6 protein-coding genes and 9 pseudogenes are annotated in these 19,630 nt (G+C 60.7%); 6 read left to right on the top strand and 9 right to left on the bottom strand.

What is annotated here, in order from left to right; translation table 11 throughout:
- Positions 1-15: 15 nt before the first annotated feature.
- Both IVB23_RS13835 and IVB23_RS13830 read left to right on the top strand, forming a co-directional pair.
- Positions 16-564, top strand: coding sequence for a cysteine hydrolase family protein (locus IVB23_RS13835; RefSeq protein WP_247803901.1), 549 nt, complete (start codon positions 16-18; stop codon positions 562-564).
- A gap of 195 nt (positions 565-759) precedes the next feature.
- Positions 760-1,888 (top strand): annotated as a pseudogene (locus IVB23_RS13830) (IS3-like element ISRj2 family transposase).
- A 983-nt stretch (positions 1,889-2,871) separates the two neighbouring features.
- Here the strand turns inward: IVB23_RS13830 and IVB23_RS13825 are convergent.
- Positions 2,872-3,078: pseudogene (locus tag IVB23_RS13825) on the bottom strand (transposase); the annotation flags it as partial.
- A pseudogene (locus IVB23_RS39445) lies at positions 3,060-3,377 on the bottom strand (transposase); the annotation flags it as partial. The pseudogenes IVB23_RS39445 and IVB23_RS13825, both read right to left, overlap by 19 nt.
- Before the next feature lie 744 nt (positions 3,378-4,121).
- On the opposite strand from IVB23_RS39445, the gene istA (IVB23_RS13815) reads away from it, so the two are divergent.
- Both istA (IVB23_RS13815) and istB (IVB23_RS13810) read left to right on the top strand, forming a co-directional pair.
- Complete coding sequence (gene istA / locus IVB23_RS13815; protein WP_247804854.1) at positions 4,122-5,633, top strand: IS21 family transposase; 1,512 nt, start codon at positions 4,122-4,124, stop codon at positions 5,631-5,633.
- Positions 5,634-5,647: 14 nt separating this feature from the next.
- The gene (istB, locus tag IVB23_RS13810; protein ID WP_247803900.1) at positions 5,648-6,400 is read left to right on the top strand and encodes an IS21-like element helper ATPase IstB; all 753 of its coding nucleotides are present in this window, start codon (positions 5,648-5,650) and stop codon (positions 6,398-6,400) included.
- A 127-nt stretch (positions 6,401-6,527) separates the two neighbouring features.
- Here istB (IVB23_RS13810) and IVB23_RS13805 read toward each other — a convergent pair.
- From IVB23_RS13805 to IVB23_RS13785, 5 genes and pseudogenes are all read right to left on the bottom strand, one after another.
- Positions 6,528-6,833 (bottom strand): annotated as a pseudogene (locus IVB23_RS13805) (transposase); the annotation flags it as partial.
- A gap of 62 nt (positions 6,834-6,895) precedes the next feature.
- The gene (locus IVB23_RS13800) at positions 6,896-8,326 is read right to left on the bottom strand and encodes a basic amino acid/polyamine antiporter (RefSeq protein ID WP_247803899.1); all 1,431 of its coding nucleotides are present in this window, start codon (positions 8,324-8,326) and stop codon (positions 6,896-6,898) included.
- 190 nt (positions 8,327-8,516) lie between these two features.
- Positions 8,517-10,244 (bottom strand): annotated as a pseudogene (locus IVB23_RS13795) (ABC transporter ATP-binding protein/permease); the annotation flags it as partial.
- Between the two features lie 1,045 nt (positions 10,245-11,289).
- Positions 11,290-12,669 carry an aspartate aminotransferase family protein gene (locus IVB23_RS13790; protein ID WP_247803898.1) on the bottom strand — a complete coding sequence of 460 codons (1,380 nt, stop codon included), beginning with the start codon at positions 12,667-12,669 and terminating at the stop codon, positions 11,290-11,292.
- 1,671 nt (positions 12,670-14,340) lie between these two features.
- Positions 14,341-15,469: pseudogene (locus IVB23_RS13785) on the bottom strand (IS3-like element ISRj2 family transposase).
- A 243-nt stretch (positions 15,470-15,712) separates the two neighbouring features.
- On the opposite strand from IVB23_RS13785, the pseudogene IVB23_RS13780 reads away from it, so the two are divergent.
- Positions 15,713-15,835, top strand: a pseudogene (locus IVB23_RS13780) (ATP-binding protein); the annotation flags it as partial.
- Between the two features lie 172 nt (positions 15,836-16,007).
- On the opposite strand, the gene istB (IVB23_RS13775) reads toward IVB23_RS13780, so the two are convergent.
- On the bottom strand, positions 16,008-16,817 hold the full coding sequence (gene istB, locus IVB23_RS13775; protein ID WP_247803897.1) for an IS21-like element helper ATPase IstB: 810 nt from the start codon (positions 16,815-16,817) through the stop codon (positions 16,008-16,010).
- Positions 16,814-18,293, bottom strand: a pseudogene (istA, locus tag IVB23_RS13770) (IS21 family transposase). Before istA (IVB23_RS13770) ends, istB (IVB23_RS13775) begins: the two are co-directional and overlap by 4 nt.
- Before the next feature lie 279 nt (positions 18,294-18,572).
- Between istA (IVB23_RS13770) and IVB23_RS13765 the strand changes: the two are divergent.
- Positions 18,573-19,628, top strand: a pseudogene (locus IVB23_RS13765) (IS256 family transposase); the annotation flags it as partial.
- Between the last annotated feature and the right edge of the window lie 2 nt (positions 19,629-19,630).

Genomic DNA, 19,630 nt, shown 5'->3' with positions numbered 1-19,630 from the left:
GTAAAGTGAGATGCCATGAGCCAACGCGCCGTCATCGTCGTCGACATCCAAAACGAATACTTCCCATTTGGGAAGCTGCCCCTGCTTGGCATCGAATACGCTGCTGCCAATGCGGCCAGAGTGATTCAGGGCGCCCGTGCCAGGGGCGATACTGTTATTCACATTAAGCACGAAATCGAGGACCCTCACGCTCCTATCTTCAAGCCGAGCACAAAAGGCGTGGAGATCAATCCAATTGTCCAGCCAATGGAGCGTGAACTTGTCATCATAAAACATCATCCGAACGCCTTCCGCGAGACCGATTTGAAGCAGCTGCTTGACGCCAGGGACGTTAAGGAAGTTGTCATCGTAGGTGCGATGAGCCACATGTGCATCGATTCTACCAGCCGGGCCGCCGTCGATCACGGCTACAAAACCACCATCGTTCACGACGCCTGCGCCACATGCGATCTCAACTTCGGCGGCATGATAGTGCCCGCTGCGCAGGTACATGCGGCCTTCATGGCGGCACTTGGCTTTGCCTATGGCAGGGTCACGACGACCAGCGACTACCTTGCAGCCTGATGCGGCGATTATGCAGTTGATCTACTCGAAAAGAACCGGACGGTTTGAACCGGTTTCGCTCGATTATCCGATCGCGGAGTGGCGGGACTTTTGGCGCAATCCGACACAGAGCTGGCTCCGCAAATTCGGACAGTAGCTTGAGTGGATTTTCTGCCTGACAGCGGCGAGGATTCTTGCCGCGAATCAGGAGCGAAGATGACGAAGAAGAGCCGCCGGACGCATTCTCCGGCATTCAAGGCGAAGGTTGCTTTGGCTGCGGTCAAAGGCGACAAGACGCTGGCGGAGCTGGCGCAACTGTTTGATGTTCATCCGAACCAGATCACGATCTGGAAAAGCCAGCTCCTGGAAGGCGCCGCCGGCGTGTTTGGGCATGACAAGGCATCGGCCGAGACGCCGGTCGATTTGAAGGCGTTACATGCCAAGATCGGCGAGCTGGCGTTGGAAAACGATTTTTTGTCCGGCGCGCTCACCAAGGCGGGCCTGCTGAGCGCAAAGCGATGATCGACCGCGGTCATGATCTTTCTATCGTGCGCCAGGCGAAGGTCCTGAAGCTGGCTCGCAGCACGGTCTACTATGAACCTCGGCCAGTTTCGGCCGAGGACCTTGCCTTGATGCGTCGGCTCGATGAGCTGCATCTCGATTATCCCTTCGCGGGAGCGCGTATGCTGCGATCGTTGCTGCGGCGGGAAGGCGTATACGCCGGTCGCCGCACATCGCGACGCTGATGAAGCGCATGGGGATCGAGGCGGTCTATCGTCGCCCGAACACGAGCAAGCCGGCACCGGGTCACAAGATCTACCCGTACCTGTTGCGCGGATTGAAGATCGAGCGGCCCGACCAGGCGTGGGCAATGGACATCACTTACATTCCGATGCGGCGTGGCTTCGTCTATCTCGCGGCGGTCGTCGATGTGTTCAGCCGACGGGTCCTGGCCCATCGCGTCTCGATCACAATGGAGGCGGCCTTCTGCGTCGAAGCGGTCCAGGAGGCGTTGGCGAAGCACGGCAGGCCCGAGATTTTCAACACGGACCAGGGCAGCCAGTTCACCAGCCTCGAGTTCACCGATGTGCTGCTGGACGCGAAGATCGCCATCAGCATGGACGGCAAGGGCGCCTGGCGCGACAACGTGTTTGTCGAGCGGCTCTGGCGCACGGTCAAATACGAAGAAGTTTATCTCCGCACCTACGACAGCGTGTCCGAGGCGCGAGCGTCAATTGCCAAGTATCTGGCCTTCTACAATCAGGGACGCCCTCACTCGAGCCTTGACGGGCGCACGCCCGATGAGGCTTACTTCGGCACGCAAGCTATGGTGATGGCCGCATGACCGTCGCCGACGATTTTTGTCGTCGCTCTGGTCGGGCTACGCCCTCCCGACGCAACGACAAAATCGTAAGGCCCCGCGTTCAGCATAACCCGGCAGGAATCCACTTAAATCCCGCGGGGCGCTGTCCAAACAACCGGGGCCAGCTCTCTGTTCGCGGATCTCGCCGACCATTTTAGTCGAAAGGCGCGCGTTCATGTCCTTTAAACGAGCCGACCAGCCAAGCAGAATGAGGAACGATAAGCGGCGATCCGTTCTGCGGCCAAATTCACTGCCGACACGGATGGCCGTGACGCAGGGCACCTGACAAGGCACCGGAAACGCGCAGGACTTGCTCGATTGGCTGCGCAACCAGCAGGGCCATTGTCTTCGCTCGAGCCGGCGAGCTCTTCGAGGAAATGCTTGACCGTCGCTTCGCGATGATCGGGATGGAGGCGATTGACCCAATCCTCATGTGACTCGTCTGTGGCCTCAAGCGGCAGGCCATGAATTATATATTCGGGCGAGCGGCGATCTCCATACCCGCGCCATTTTGCTCTCGACGGTGCTGACGGAAAGCGGTTGGATTGGTTCGCCGGACTTGGGTATAAAAGGCAGAATTCGGGAGTGGGGCCACCGCTGTCAGGCCTATTTGGCGACCAATTTGCGCGCTTTCGGAGTTGACCTTTCGTTAGACCTACCGACGTGCGCCGCACGTATAAAAAAGTGCCTGAACACATAAGAGTCGCCGTCACTAAGCGAACTGTATTGGGTCCAGCTGATCGCAATTGGAGGGAGGCAATCGCGTCTGAGCCAGGCCCGGCGCACAGACCATCACCTTGCGTAGCTGAGCGACTTCCAAGTGTACACCAACATTTTGCTCATTTGCGATCGCCAGATGGTTTTCCGCTTTACGGCCTAGGAGCCTGTCCCGGTAATGGACTTGGGATCAAGCGGATCGAGTTCTGAGCGTTTTTTTGGAGACAAGTTTCTCCTTAGCGTGCTGCTGCGAGTTTTGTGAGGTTGTGGGCGGTGCAGATCATGGCCCATTCGGCTTTGACCTTGTCGATGCCGCGCAGGAGGAACTGGCGGAAGCCTCTTGCCTGCTTGATCTGGCCGAAGACGGCTCGACGATCTGTTTTCGCAATCGATACCGGCTTCGATAGCCTGCGCGCTTGAGCTTTGTGCTCATTCTGGCGATCAGCGTGCCGGATTTGAGCTTCCTTTTTGCCGTGGCCGCCTTGGTGCCGTGCTTTTGCCGTCCAGTGGCGACGTAGCCCTCGATCCGGCGTCGAACGAGCGTGCGAAGATTGGCTTGCGAGCAATAGCCCGCATCGGCCGATGCTTCATCCGGGTTCGTCCCGAGATTGGCTTTGATGGCATCGAGCAAGGGTGCGAGCTGCGCCTGATCGCTCGGCGAGTTGGTCAGCGTGTGCGCCACGACGATCTGATGGGCGCCATCGACGGCGGCCTGTGCGTTGTAGCCCTGGATGAAGCCGTTTTTGGTCGGCATCACGCGGCTGTCGGGATCGGTGAAGTTGCGTTGCGCCTTGTCGCTCGGCTCTGCCGTGACAGGCTTGGACTTGCGTCCCGGCCGGCCCCTGCCGCCGTCGCCGGAGCCGTCGTCGTCCGGCTTCGAGGCGGCTTTGGTTTCGGCAGCAGCCTTGGCTTCGGCTTCCAGCGCGGCCTTGGCGGCCCGGATCTTCTCGAGCCGCTTCTCTTTATTGGCCATCCAGTCCGGCATCTCGTCGCCGCGCTTCAAGGCTCCGAACTGGCGGTCCTCGGCCTTGTCGGTCTGAGCGGCTTCGGCGAACCAGCGTTGGACTTCGGCAGCAAGCCTCGGTTCGGCCTCTTTCATCCGGCCATAGCTCATCGCCTTGTTGATCCCGGCATTGGCCTTGATCTTGGTGCCATCGAGCGCCACATGGCCAAGCTTCACAAGGCCGGCCTCGCGGCACAGCTTCAAGACCTGCCGGAACAGGCCCGATAGCGCGGCCAGATGGCGCTTGCGGAACTCGCTGATCGTGCGGAAGTCCGGATGCGGATTCCGATTTATTCCGGCCGGGTATTCCGATCTGAAGCCGGCCATCGTTCCGATTTGAAGCCGGCCACGATTCCGAAATGAAACCGGCCGGCATTCCGATTTGAAGCCGGCCGGGTTTTGGAAGTCGGCGTTTTCGTTTGGGTCAGTCCCTCAGGCATCAAATCCCTCGTTGATCACGAGGGGAAGCGGATGCCGGCCAAGAGAGAACTGACCATGCGACAGATACGACAGATGCTGCGGCTTGCCCGTGATGGGGTGAGCGCCCGGGAGATCGGGCGCACGCTCGGCGTGGCGCGCAGCACCATCCAGGACAATCTCAAGCGTGCCTCGACTGCCGGGCTGGCGTGGCCTTTGGCAGGCGATCTGACCGACGCCGTTCTTGAACAACGTCTGTTTGCCCATGCCGGCGTCAGGCGCGGCTTCCGCCGGCGAGCTGAGCCGGATTGGGCCTCGCTGGCCTGTGAGCTGAAGCGGCCTGGCGTCAATCTGATGGTGTTGTGGGAGGAGTACCGGGCGGTCCATCCGGAAGGTTATGGCTACAGCCGGTTCTGCGATTTATTCCGGGAATTCGAGCGGCGGCTGTCTCTGACGATGCGGCAGGACCATCCGGCCGGCGACAAGGTCTTTGTCGATTACTCCGGCAAGAAGATCATGATCGTTGATCGCGAAACCGGGGTTGTGCGCGACGCGGAGATCTTCGTCGCCGTGCTTGGCGCCTCGAATTACACCTACGCCGAGGCGACATGGACGCAGAAACTGGCGGACTGGATCGAGGCCCATGTCCGGATGTTCCGGTTCTTTAGCGGGGTGCCCCGCCTCGTCGTCCCTGACAATCTGAAGTCCGGCGTGCACCGGGCGTCGTTCTACGACCCTGAAATCAATCGCAGCTACGGGATGATGGCGTCCCATTACGGCGTTGGCATCCTTCCGGCACGGCCAAGAAAGCCCCGGGATAAGGCAAAAGTGGAAGCCGGAGTGCGTTTTGCCCAGACCTATATCCTCGGACGGCTTCGCCGGCAGACCTTCTTCTCGCTGGCTGAGGCGAACGCGGCAATCGCCGCCGCGCTGGAGCGCATCAACGCCCACGTCATGCGCCGGATCGGCGTCAGTCGCCGACAATTGTTCGAGACCGTCGAGATGCCTGTCCTGGCGCCGTTGCCGGATGCCGACTATCAGTTCGCGGAATGGCTCCTGGCCCGCGTCTCGCTCGATTATCACGTCGAGGTCGACGGCTTCTTCTACTCAGTGCCACACGGCCTGATCGGGGAGCAGGTCGACGTTCGCGCCACCACCCGGACCATCGAGTTGTTCCATCGGGGTTTGCGTGTTGCTGCTCACCAGCGCCGTTATGGCGGCCGCCGGCACGGCACTGATCCCGATCACATGCCCAGTGCGCATCGGCGTTACGCCGAGTGGACTCCCGATCGATTCCGGCGCTGGGGGCGGTCGATCGGGCCCAACACCGAGGGGCTCGTCCTCGCCATCCTGGCCAATCGGCCTCATCCCGAACAGGGATTCCGGACCTGTCTCGGCGTGCTTCGGCTGTTCAAGGATATTGATCCCGAACGCGCCGAGCTGATCGCGGCCCGCGCGGTCGGGGTCAGCGCACTGACCTACAAGAGCATCGCCTCCATCATCGCCAACAAGCTCGAACGCAGTTCTCGCGATACCGAGGACGCGATCATCGAACATCCCAATCTGCGCGGCCCCGGTTACTTCCATTGAAAGGATTATCCAGCATGCTCACCCATCCCACCCTCGACCTGCTGCATAGCCTCGGTCTCCACGGTATGGCCAAAGGCTTCAAGGACCTCGATGCCCAGTCCGAAGCGCGCAGCCTCGAACACGCCGAATGGCTGGCCCTGCTCCTGGAACACGAGAAAACGCTGCGCCAGCAAAAGCGGTTCGAAAGCAGAGCTCGAGCCGCCAAGCTGCGTCATGCCGCTTGCGTCGAGGATGTCGATTACCGCGCCATCCGCGGCCTCGACCGCACGCTCTTTCTAAAACTCGCCGCCGGCGACTGGATCCGGGCACGACATAATCTCCTCGTTACCGGGCCATGCGGCGTCGGCAAGAGCTGGCTCGCTTGCGCCCTCGGCAACAAGGCTTGCCGAGACGACTTCTCAGTTGCCTACCATCGTGTGCCGCGTCTCTTCGCCGCCCTCGCGCTCGGCCGCGCCGATGGCCGTTACACTAAGATGCTGCGGGCGATCGCACGACTTGATCTGCTGATCCTGGACGACTGGGGACCAGAACCTCTCGACGCCGACCAGCGCCGTGATTTGCTCGAAATCGTCGAGGATCGATACGAAGCCCGCTCGATTATCGTCACCAGCCAGCTGCCCGTCGATCGCTGGTACGAAATCATCGGAAACCCCACCATCGCCGACGCGATCCTCGATCGCCTCGTCCACAATGCCTACCGCATCGAACTCAAAGGAGAGAGCCTCAGGAAGCAGAAGCAAACCGCTCAAGATCAACCGGTCTCTTGACCTTCCCAGCCCTCGACGACATCATGAAATTGACCCATGCGAACGACGCCACGGGTGGCCGGCTTCAGATCGGAATACCCGGCCGGCTTCGAATTGGAATGCATGGCCGGCTTCGTCGGAATCCGCAGTCCGGACGCTGCATCTCCGTTACTGCCGCAAAATCCAGCCGCTCCTCGCAGCCCCGAGCGATCCTGCGCGACGAGTAGATCCCCTGGCTGTACGCACAAAGCAGCAGCGCCACCATCATGCCAGGATGATAGGGCGGAAAGCCGCGCTCCTCGTCGTAGGCATCCATGATCGCCGACAGGTCCAAACCCGTGCGAACCGTGTCGCGAACAAAGTGGGCCACGTGCCCGGGAGGCACCAAATCCTGGACCGACGGCGGCAGCAGCCAAACCTGATCAACGTCCCAAGGACGAAATGTCTTGCTCATCCGCCGTTTGAATCACGACGCTTGTGCTTCGTCGAGAAAAATCCGATTACTCGGACAGGCTCCTAGATGCTGATGTACCCCGTGGCCAAGCCGTGTATGCCGACAATGCATCCGACAACAGCTACGCCGAACAAGAGCCACTCGGCGGGTGTGAAGAGCCGCTTACCTAACTCTCGTCGACTCATGTAGTAGAGGATGGTGCCCGGGGCATAGATAATAAATCCAAGCAGCAAGAACTTCATCCCACCGGCAAACAGTAGAAATATCGTGTAGAGCGTCGCCAACACCGCAATAATTGTGTCCTTGGCGAGATCGCCTGAATGTTTTTCATAAGTCTCTTTGCGAAGCACCAGCATCAGCGCAAAAGCTGCGGAGAGAAAATAGGGTATCAACGAAAGATGGCTGCATAGTGAGAGCGCGAAGGTGAAGGCGTCGTCCGAAACCAATGTAGTAACAAGCACCGCTTGAATCAGTAGCGTTGTCATCAACAGTGCCGATGAGGGCACTTGATTGGCGTTCTCTCGCGCCAAGAAGGCCGGCATATCCTGCTTCTTCGCCGCTATCGAAAGCACCTCGGCGGCCATCATCGTCCACGCCAGGTAGGCGCCGAGCAAAGAGGTAATCACTCCAGCGGCGATAAACACCACTCCCCAATGTCCGACGGCGGCCTCGAGCACGCCACCGACGGAAGGCTGGCGGAGTTGTGCGATCTCCGCGCGGGGCAGGATGCCGTAAGCTAAAATCGAAACCGATGCGAACAGAGCCAAAACGCCAAGGAATCCTACGACCGTGGCTACACCAACGTCTTGGCGCTTCTTAGCCAAGCGCGAGTAGTTGCTTGCTCCTTCAATGCCAAGGAAGACGAACACGGTGACAAGCATCGTCGCCTTGACCTGAGCGAAGAGGTTGCCATAGTCGCCAGCTGAGTCGCCCCAGAGATTGTCCGCGAACACAGCGGGTTTCAGATAGAACATAGTCAAGAAGACGAATACCACCAGCGGGATGATCTTGGCGATCGTGACGATCTTGTTTATTCCTGCCGCCTCTTTCACGCCACGCAGAACCAGAAAATGGAATGCCCATATACCAACCGACGAGATGAGCACGGCGGAAAGCGTATTTCCTTGGCCAAACACCGGGAAAAATGCCCCGAGGGTTGATTTGATCAGGATCCAGTACGAAACGTTTCCGACGCATACGCTGGCCCAGTAGCCGAACGCCGAGAAGAAGCCGACGTACGGCCCGAAGCCAGCACGGGCATACGCATAGACGCCCGCATCGAGGTCTGGCTTGCGGTTGGCCAGAGTCTGGAACACGAAACACAGCATCAGCATGCCCGCGCCCGCGATGGCCCAGGCGATGAGTGCCCCGAAAATGCCCGTTGCTGTCGCGAAATTGCGCGGTACCGAAAAAACGCCGGCGCCGACCAAGCTGCCGACCACCAAAGCCGTAAGTGTCTGCAACGAGATTTTCTGATTGTCATTCGCGCTCATCGTCGTATCCCACGGTGATGGTGCTTGACTTTGCAAACTCATTCGGAACCTGACGCTGGACTCGCGAGCTTAAAACACGGCCGAGAAAGCGACCCACCTCCTGCAGAACGTCTGGAGTCGCCCTGTTGCGTTGCTCAGGGTTTCGACCGCAACAGGAGCTTTGGCTCCGCGGCGCCCGCTGGCGCCTCAGCGCCGCACTGGGCTCTTTCTCGACCGGCGCGCCATGGTCTCCGAGGAGGTGGATCGCGCCGTGCTTCACCATCGTCACCTTGCGGGTATGGAAGGCGTCCAGCGTCGAGCGGTGGCCGATCGAGACGATGGTGGCCAGTGGCAGCTTTTCCGTCAGCAGCCGGTACAGCCGGGCCTCGGACGGTTCGTCCAGCGACGCGGTGGCCTCGTCGAGGAACAGATAGTCGGGCGCGTGCAGTAGCGCGCGGGCCAGCCCGAGGCGCTGCTGTTCGCCCAGCGACAGCATCCGGTTCCAATGGCCTTCCTCATCGAGACGCTCGGCGAGGTCCGGCAGCCCGACCGCGATCAACGCGTCCCTGACGCGCGCGGTTTCGTATGCGCCCGGTGCCAGCACGCCGACCGGGAAATAGGGGCGCTGGGGCAACGTCATCAGCTTCGCCTTTCCGGGACGAAGATGGTGCCGGTGCCGAACGGCCAGATGCCGGCGATAGCCCGGAACGGCGTCGATTTGCCGGAGCCCGACGGTCCGGTCACCAGCACGCGCTCCGGCGTCTGGACGGAGAAGGCGTCGGCGGCGACCAGCGGCGTGCCGCTCGGCAGGTTCACGCAGAGCTGTTGCGATATTGCGATTGTCGCCCGCGGCCTTGAGGGCGATCGCAGGCTCGTGCGGCGGCAGGTGCGCGGCCGCGTCGACCGACATCTCGAAGCCGTCGAGGCGCGCGACGATCGAGCGCCATTCCGCCAGCGACCGGTACGCCGTGACGAAGAACGACAGTGCGCCCTGTACGCTCGAGAAGGCGGAGGCGGTCTGCATCATGTCGCCAAGCTGGATCTTCTTGGCGAAGAAGGCCGGCGCCACCAGCACGTAGGGAAAGATTACGGCGGCCTGCTGATAGCTCGCGGTGAACGCGGTGAGGCGCTTGGTACGGCTCATGATGGCGTACCAATTGCCGATCACGAAGCCGAAGCGATCCAGCAGGCGGCCGCGTTCGGCGCCTTCGCCCTTGAGCAGCGCGATCTGCTCGGAATTCTCCCGGACGCGGACGAGGTTGAAGCGGAAGTCGGCCTCGAAGCGCTGCTGCTCGAAATTGAGATTGACCAGCGGGGCGCCGATCCAGTGCGTCAGCGCCGTGCCGAAGATCGCGTAGACCAGCGCGCCCCAGCACAGATAGCCGGGGATCATGAGATCGGCGCCGAACAGGTGCAGCGGGGCGGCGTTGGAGAGACCCCAGAGGATGATCACGAAGGAGAACAGCGTCACGATGGACGACAATAGGCGAAGGCCGATGATCAGGGTCAGCTCGACGAAGTTCCTGACGTCCTCGGTGATGCGCTGGTCCGGGTTGTCGGCCGTATCGCCCTTGAGCTGCATGCGGTAGTGGGTGGCGCGTTGCAGCCATTCGCCCAGATAGTTCCGTGTCAGCCATTGCCGCCAGCGGATCTGGAGCCACTGGTTGAGGTACAGCTTGTAGACGGCCAGCGCGATATAGACTGACGCAAGGGCGACGAAGATCCAGATCTGCGTGACGAAGGCGTCCCAGTCGCTCGCCTGCAGCGCGCTGTAAAACCGGTTCTGCCACTGGTTCAGCAACACATGGATAGCCACAAGCGCCAGCTCCATCGCGATGATGGCGGCGAGGAGGCCGCGGCCGGCCCATTTGTCCTCCGACCGGAAATAAAGGGCAGCGATTCGCCAGACGATCGCGAGGGTGGCGCTGAAGTGGTTCAAAGAGCTTCCTCTCAATTTAATCTGTAGGAGGCCCGAAAGAACGTACCCAGCGCTGCTTTGCGAAAGCAAAAACTGGTGAAACATCACGGAAGCAAACGCTCCCGTTGCCCGTGCCGTCGCTGTGCTCTTCAGTCGACATGGCCCAATAGCGGCCGCCGAGGCCGGCGCTGAAGTTTTTGCAATCAGGTAGGACAGCAAGCTTCAGTCGGGACTCCTCCGCCAACATTGTCGCCTTGTTCAGCGAAGGTGGTCCTCCGGCGCTCAAGCCCACACGGAGCGCACTCCAGTCAGTAGCCTCGGGGCCCATGATCCTAGTCACCTGGCGCGACGCACGGGCGGCTGACGACCTTGGCGCATCCTGTCCAATCTGAGGTCTGGGCGTAATAGGGCCAACTCATGAATCCTCCGGCCTTGTAGTTGGTGCCCTGCAGAACTTCGTAACCGCCGTCGGCGGTGTAATAGGCGACCCCGTCGTTTGCCTGGCCCGACATCGTGTTGGTATCACCAAAATTTGGCGATAGCTCCCCCGAAACCATCGACGCCAAATCAGCAGCACCGGGCGCAAGATGTCGTATCGCCGCACTGTCGATGAGACGGACCGTGTGGAAACTCTCGAACAGGATCTTGAGCTCCTCATTGTCGGCCCACCGAAGACGCCGGGCAGTGTCAACAACCCGTTACCCTGAGCGCTGCACTTACTCCTGTCCATCAGGGCTGTTAAACAGCGCTCTCGCTAGCCTGAGAAGGCAGGCGTCATCCAAAGGACACCCTACACCGGACGAAGACTTCTCAACTCCGGCATAGTCAATGCATTCGAACAAGGCGCGAGACCATCGCTTACCTCGCGTTCGCCTGCTTCTATCCGGCAGCGGTGATCACACAACGCGCCGGAGCGATCACGCCCAATCCCACATCGATTGCGTTGGGGGGGCTCGCACAGATTCGATCTGTTTAAATGCAGGGGCGTTTGTTGCGTATTGTATTGATTTCGTGGCCTCTCAAGGCGAAACGGATTTGTAGGCGACTAGAGGGCTCGAGTGGAGAATCATCGGGCTCGTGACAGATTGACGACGGCCGCCTTAAGCTTGTGGAGCATGCCCGTGATCCCGTCCAAAAGCGCGTCGATTTGGTCCTTGTTGACGATCAGAGGTGGGCACATCGCTAACGCATCGTCGACATTCCGCATAATAATCCCTTGCTCGTGCATCAACCGGCTGGCGATAGTGCCAACGGCGCCCGGAGTAGCAGCGGCCACCTTCAGGTCCTTGTCCAGCACCAGCTCGATTGCCGCAATAAGGCCAACGCCGCGGACTTCACCGACAAGTGGATGGTCGCTGAGCGTACGCAGCCGTTCCTGCATGTAGCCGCCGATGCGGCGCGCGTTCGCAATCAGCTCCCGCTCCTCGATGAGTTTGAGGTTTTCAATCGCGATGGCGGCGCCAACCGGATGACCGCCACCTGTGAATCCGTGAGCCAGCATTCCAACCTTATTGCTCTCTTCCGCGACAGGCTCGAACATGCGGTCATTCATAATTATGGCCGAAAGTGGAAAATAGCTGGACGTGAGCTGCTTCGACACTACGATTACATCGGGCGCGATGTCGTAGGTTTCGCAACCGAACATTTTGCCAGTCCTGCCAAAGCCGCAAATCACTTCATCGGCAACCAAAAGAATGCTGTGCTGCTTTAGTACGTTTTGTATTTTGTCCCAGTAAGTCGGCGGCGGAACGACGACGCCGCCCGCGCCCATTACAGGCTCGGCGAAGAATGCTGCAATGGTATCGGGGCCTTCATGTTGAATCTGCGACTCGAGCTCCTCGGCCCGGCGCGTCGCAAAGGTCTCCTCCGATTCGCCGGGATGACCGTCTTTGTAGAAATGGGGGGAACCCGTGTGCAAAATGTTCGGCAGCGGCAGATCGAACGAGCGGTGGTTGTCCGGAAACCCGGTCAGGCTTGCCGCACCGATCGTGACGCCGTGATATCCACGTAAGCAGCTGATGACTTTCTTGCGCTGAGGCTGGCCCAATGCATTCGAGCGATAGGCGATCAGCTTCAGCACCGTGTCGTTCGCCTCGGACCCGGAGTTGGTAAAGAAGACCTTACTCATGGGCACTGGAGCCATCTTCACGAGTTTCTCGGAGAGCTCGATGGAAGGCCCATTCGATCGTGATGCGAAGGTATGATAAAATGGCAGGAGCGTCATCTGTCGGTTCGCGGCTTCGATTAGCCGTTTCTCACTGAAGCCAAGTCCCACACTCCAGAGACCGGCCATGACATCGAGGTAGCGGTTTCCGGCCGTGTCGAAGACATAGGAACCCTCGCCGCGCTCAATGATGAGCGGGCCGGCCTGTTGGTGCGACCGCGCGTTAGTGTAGGGATGGAGCTGATACGCTGCATCTCGGGCCTGTTGAGAATTGGGCTGCATGGTGGACCTCACGGCATCGCTCCAGAATTGCACCCGGGAAAAATATCGAGCACCAACAAGATCAAACACTTTGAACGACGCGAGCGAATACTATTTCCAGTGTCCGCTCGACAAACGACTCGTTTGCCTCAACTTTGGTCGGGCCTTCACGACTTCTGCCCGGCACCCGGAACCGTCTCCGCACCAGCAATGCTGCTCACAATGCGTGATCAAGGGGCTGAGGTAAGGCTAGTCAGAAATCTTGAGCTCGCCACCTGCCAAAGCTTATAGGCTCATTTGACACTTGGTACCGACCCGAGGGCGAGTTGCTTTCCGCTCCGGCTCGTGCGGTTGCCGACCGTTCCGCCAGAGCAATCCATTCGCGCAGGTCTTGCTCATTGCAGATAAGGGCTCGGCTGATACCGTGCTGACGTGAAATAGCAGCGAACCGCTATTGAATAACGATTGCTCGGCCGAGGCCCGACCCGAGTGACGCGTCGCATCCCGGGATGGCCTAAGTCAATGATTGCTCTGCCAGAGCTCCCATCTCTGTTGCCGTTCTGTCTACAGAAGCCGGTGTTATCAAGGAGCTTTGAGTGGTAACTGCGCTGAACTGGCTATCTCGCGCCGAGTTAGCGCCGCAACCAGGCACTGTCGGCACTCTTGCAGATTTGACCTTTTTGCATCATCTCCAATACGGGGCTGGGCAGATTGGAACGATTCGGCGTCGGGTTTTTTCGAAGCGGACCTTGTGGCGCATAGTGGTTCATCGGCGCGCGGCAACGGCGCCTAGACCCGCCTTACTAACGGCGTCGCGCCTGGTTGGACGAACGATACGCTCCACTATTGCGCGCGAACATTACGGAAGTCATGAGCCAGCGCGCGGGACTGGGTGATCGATGCCATTGGCGCACACACTCGCCGATGCTTGCATCCTTCCAGCCACCGAGCTGTGGCTACGAGCTGGTCTTCTTGAGAGCTGCGGGAGGCAAGACACGGACGGGTAGCGCGCATGCGGCTAGCGTGCGAGTATCCTCCTGCACTACATCCTCGCTCTGTGAGGACCCAATAACGGCATCGTCGCCATGCACCCGAGCGCATCGCGACTGTGCGCTATGCTGATGACTGTGTGCCAGGAACGCACCGACGTGGAGGAAGGTCTTCCGGAAGCCGGCCGTCAGGGGCGGGCGTCAAACCATCGCAGGCTGCGTCGGCCAAGAGCTGGAGTGGTGAGCTTTGCGAACAACGACCGTCGCTCCGGAGGTCAGGCGCCCCTTTGTGGAAGCTTCCAGCGCATTGGGTAAGCAGAACCCCGTCACATTACGGAATCATGCTTGTGTTAGTTGGCGCGCTTGGCTGTCCGGGACCATTGGCTGGGCAGGCGCGAGCCGAGATCGGAGAGTTCTCTGTCATCCGTGGATTAGCACCATGAGCCCGCAAGCCGAACTGTGTGCTTTGTTGAGAGGTGTTCTGGATGACGCCGTCGGGATGGTGCCCGAAGCAAAGCGAACCTCTTCGCTAAAGGCGTACGCCTACGCCGAAGCTAGAGCTGGCCCCGGTTGTTTGGACAGCGCCCCGCGGGATTTAAGTGGATTCCTGCCGGGTTATGCTGAACGCGGGGCCTTACGATTTTGTCGTTGCGTCGGGAGGGCGTAGCCCGACCAGAGCGACGACAAAAATCGTCGGCGACGGTCATGCGGCCATCACCATAGCTTGCGTGCCGAAGTAAGCCTCATCGGGCGTGCGCCCGTCAAGGCTCGAGTGAGGGCGTCCCTGATTGTAGAAGGCCAGATACTTGGCAATTGACGCTCGCGCCTCGGACACGCTGTCGTAGGTGCGGAGATAAACTTCTTCGTATTTGACCGTGCGCCAGAGCCGCTCGACAAACACGTTGTCGCGCCAGGCGCCCTTGCCGTCCATGCTGATGGCGATCTTCGCGTCCAGCAGCACATCGGTGAACTCGAGGCTGGTGAACTGGCTGCCCTGGTCCGTGTTGAAAATCTCGGGCCTGCCGTGCTTCGCCAACGCCTCCTGGACCGCTTCGACGCAGAAGGCCGCCTCCATTGTGATCGAGACGCGATGGGCCAGGACCCGTCGGCTGAACACATCGACGACCGCCGCGAGATAGACGAAGCCACGCCGCATCGGAATGTAAGTGATGTCCATTGCCCACGCCTGGTCGGGCCGCTCGATCTTCAATCCGCGCAACAGGTACGGGTAGATCTTGTGACCCGGTGCCGGCTTGCTCGTGTTCGGGCGACGATAGACCGCCTCGATCCCCATGCGCTTCATCAGCGTCGCGATGTGCGGCGACCGGCGTATACGCCTTCCCGCCGCAGCAACGATCGCAGCATACGCGCTCCCGCGAAGGGATAATCGAGATGCAGCTCATCGAGCCGACGCATCAAGGCAAGGTCCTCGGCCGAAACTGGCCGAGGTTCATAGTAGACCGTGCTGCGAGCCAGCTTCAGGACCTTCGCCTGGCGCACGATAGAAAGATCATGACCGCGGTCGATCATCGCTTTGCGCTCAGCAGGCCCGCCTTGGTGAGCGCGCCGGACAAAAAATCGTTTTCCAACGCCAGCTCGCCGATCTTGGCATGTAACGCCTTCAAATCGACCGGCGTCTCGGCCGATGCCTTGTCATGCCCAAACACGCCGGCGGCGCCTTCCAGGAGCTGGCTTTTCCAGATCGTGATCTGGTTCGGATGAACATCAAACAGTTGCGCCAGCTCCGCCAGCGTCTTGTCGCCTTTGACCGCAGCCAAAGCAACCTTCGCCTTGAATGCCGGAGAATGCGTCCGGCGGCTCTTCTTCGTCATCTTCGCTCCTGATTCGCGGCAAGAATCCTCGCCGCTGTCAGGCAGAAAATCCACTCAAGCTACTGTCCGAATTTGCGGAGCCAGCTCTCCCGATGATGCCACCGCGGCCCGCGGAGATATGATCCGCGCTAAAGGCCGGACATACGATCGCAGCCGTCCAAGTCGTTCGAAGTGCCAAATTGTGCTTGCCATCAGAGGCCGTCCACATACGACGACTGGGGCTCGTCGGTCCTCAATCCGCCCGAACGGCGCGACCTTCTGGAGATCCTCGATGATCGCCACGGTCGCGCCTCCACCATCGTTACCAGTCAGGTCCCTGTCGAACATTGGCACGACGTTATCGGCGAGCCGATGATCGCCCAAAGTTGGTGACGGCGGGAATCGGAAAGGCGGCATGTAGCGCGACAATCTGGATGGGGACACAGCGACAATCAGGATGGCCATTTCGACGGTCGCGGCGGGAGGATGATTGTCTCGGCGCGACGGTAACGCAAGAGATATTTTCGCGACGCGTGATTTGATTGTCGTGGAGCGACAATCAGGATGAGGTTTTGATCGTGGCACGGGTTGGCGGTCGTCCGGCGCCGCGGGCGTTGTCGACAGCAGCCTTGCGGCGGTAACTGTCGACATTCATTTCGAGGATTGTGGCGTGGTGGACGAGGCGATCGATCGCCGCGAGGGTCATGGCTTGGTCAGGGAAGATTTTGCCCCATTCGCCGAACGGTTGGTTGGCGGTGATGAACATCGATCGTCGTTCATAGCGGGCACTGATCAATTCGAACAAAACGCTGGTCTCCGCTTGATCCTTGGTGACATAGGCGAGATCGTCGAGAATGAGCAGATGATATTTGTCGAGTTTGGCGATGGCCGCTTCGAGCGCGAGATCGCGGCGCGCGATCTGAAGCTTTTGCACGAGGTCGGTGGTTCTGGTGAACAACACGCGCCAGCCCTTTTCGATCAGGGCCAGGCCGAGCGCCGCCGCCAGATGCGATTTGCCGCCGCCGGGCGGACCAAAACACAAGAGATTGGCGCCCTTTTCGAGCCAGGCGTCACCGGCGGCGAGCGCCTGCACCTGCGCCTTTGAGATCATTGGGACGGCATCGAAGTCGAACGTGTCGAGGGTCTTTCCCGGTGGCAGTCGGGCTTCTTCCAGATGACGTTCGAAGCGACGGCGGCTTCGTTCCACCATCTCCTGTTCGGCAAGAGCGGCCAGGAAGCGGGCGGCAGGCCAGCCTTCCTTGTCCGCGGTCTCCGCCAGAGCGCTCCAGATCAGCTTGATGCCGGGCAGCCGCAGTTCGCCGAGCAGCAGTTCGATGCGGGCGGCGTTGATCTTGTCGGTCGCATTCATGCGGCTTCTCCCACGGTCGCGGCGATCTGGTCGTAGATGGCGAGCGAGGGCAGCGTGACGATGACGACGGGCAATGCCATGCCTTTCGGGCGGAAGCGTTCGATCAGCGCCTTGAGATCCGGGAGCACGCCGTCGTCGAGCGCGGCTTGCAGCACGGCACCGAGCTCCGCCTCGCAGGCACGTTCGTGGGCGAGCGCCAGAAGGCCGACCATGACGCGGCAGGCTGGCCTCTCGCCGATTCCAGCGAGCAAAGCCTCGAACGCAAGGGCGTAGGCGCGGCGGGGAAAGAGCTGCTCGCGATAGACCAGATTAAGCAGCGCCATCGGCTTGCGACGCAGGGAATGGATGACATGGCGATAGTCGATGACATGGCCATGCTTGCCGTTTGGCAGAGCTCGCCCGCACCGCAAGGAGACGATATGCGTCGCGCCCTGGAAGCATTCGAGCCGGTCGTCATACAGACGCACGCGCAACCGGTGACCGATCAATCGAGAGGGAACCGAATAAAACACCTTGCGCAAGGTGAAGGCGCTGGATGTCGTGACATCGACGTTGACCTCCTCATAGTCGGCGGTCTTGCGGACCGGCAGCTTCTTCAACGCCATCCGCTCCTGGTCGATGCGCTTGGCATTGCGCGCGTTGCCGCGGCCAACAATCTCGTCGACGAAGCCACGCCATGCCGGAAGATCGTCGAAGTCGCGCGACGCGCGCAGCAACAGGGCGTCGGCGAGCGCCCTCTTGAGATGGCCATGCGCGCTCTCGATCGAACCATTCTCATGCGACACTCCGCGATTGTTGCGGGTCGGCGTCATGCCGTAATAGCCGCAGAGTGCCTCGTAGCGTGTCGTCAAATCCTCTTTGGCGTCGGCGCCGAGATTGCGGAACGCCGCCGAAAGGCTGTCGCTTCGGTGCTGCTCGGGAACCCCGCCCAACGACCACAGGGCGTTCTGCAACCCTTCCGCCAGCGCGACAAAGCTCTCGCCACCGAGCACGACATGGGCGTGTTCGAAGCCGGAAAACGGCAGACGGAAGTGATAGAGCCGGCAATCCAGCGGTTCGCCGGCGACGGTGACGCCAAGATCGGCGACCTCGGTGAAGTCCGACAAGCCCATGCGACCCGGCGGATGCTCCTGGCGGAAGATCACCTCCCGGTCCGGGCCGTTCACCGCGCGCCACGCCCTGATCCGCCGCTCAAGCGTGCGCCGCGTCCCGGGGCCCAGCTCCGGATGCCGACGACATAGTTCCTCGAACACAGCGACCGGCCGCAAGCCGGGGGGCGGCCTTCAGCATGGGGAGGACGTCGTTCTCCCAGACGCCAACGAATGGATCGGCGCGGCGACGTTCGCGGGGCGCCTGTTTTTGGGTTGGAAGTCGGGGATCCTTCTCGAACCGGTAGGCGGCGGAGGTGCTGAATCCGGCCTTCGCAGCGGCAATGGCTGGCGAATGGTTGCGGCGCAAGTTCATGAATAGCCTCATTTGTTGATCGGTGACGTGTCGGCCAGCCAAGGAATTGGGGTCCTCTCGAAAGAGAAAACCGATCCTTGACCAGCCGCCGTTACCGCCAAATGAGGCCCTTCGGGCGCCCACGCCGCTGCTGGGGTAACTCCGGTCGGGCTACGCCCTCCCTTCGTCACCCCAGCAGCGGCGCATTCTCATCCTGATTGTCGCGGGATTCTCATCCTGATTGTCGCGCCGCAGCGGCATATCGTGGGGGTGCTTGACGCCTCCACTTCTCCACCGAAGGAGCGATATGCCGTGTCCAACGATAACGTCATCCATCTGATTCAGCCAGGAATCTTCGACGATCAACTCACAGAAGTCTTGCGCAATGGAGCGCGTGCCCTGCTGGCCCAGGCGGTCGAGGCCGAGGTTGCAGACTTTCTAGGCCAGCATGCCGATTTGAAGACCCGGGACGGCCACCAGCGCGTCGTCCGCCACGGTCACCTGCCGGAGCGCGAGGTGATGACCGGCATTGGTCCGGTCGCCGTCCGCCAGCCGCGTGTACGCGATCGCGAAGCGGACGCCGCCGATCCTGGCCGCATCCGGTTCTCGCCGTCGATCCTGCCGCCCTACATGCGTCGGTCGAAGTCGATCGAGACGCTGCTGCCGATCCTTTACCTGAAGGGTATCTCGACCGGCGACTTCTCTGAGGCGCTGGCTGCGCTGCTCGGCAAGGATGCTGCCGGGTTGTCGGCCTCCGCCATCGGTCGCCTGAAGGATGGCTGGCTCGACGAGCACGCCGCGTGGCAGAGGCGCGATCTGTCGGCGAAGCGCTACGTCTACATCTGGGCCGATGGCATCCATCTCCAAGCGCGCCTCGAAGACGAAAAGCAGTGCATCCTGGTGCTGATCGGCGCGACGCCGGAAGGCCGCAATGAATTGGTCGGCTTCACCGATGGCGCCCGCGAGAGCGCGCAGGACTGGCGCGATCTGCTGCTCGATCTGAAGCGGCGCGGGCTCGACGTGGCGCCGCAGCTTACCATCGCCGATGGCGCACTCGGGTTCTGGAAGGCGGCCGGCGAGGTCTGGCCGAAAACGCGCGAGCAGCGCTGCTGGGTGCACAAGACCGCCAACGTGCTTGCCAAGTTGCCGAAGAGCCAGCAGCCGAAAGCCAAACGCGCGTTGCAGGAGATCTGGATGGCTGAAACGAAGCTCGCCGCCGAGCTGGCGTTCGACGCCTTCATCGAGAGCTACGCGCTGAAGTACGAGAAGGCCGCCGATTGCCTGAGCAAGGATCGAGACACGCTACTGGCGTTCTACGACTTCCCGGCCGAACACTGGAAACACTTGCGGACGACGGATGAGATGGACAA

Source organism: Bradyrhizobium sp. 191 (assembly GCF_023100985.1).
Classification (GTDB): Bacteria; Pseudomonadota; Alphaproteobacteria; order Rhizobiales; family Xanthobacteraceae; genus Bradyrhizobium; species Bradyrhizobium diversitatis.
Note: the sequence above shows the minus strand (reverse complement) of the source record. Positions and strands in the feature narration are given on the sequence as shown.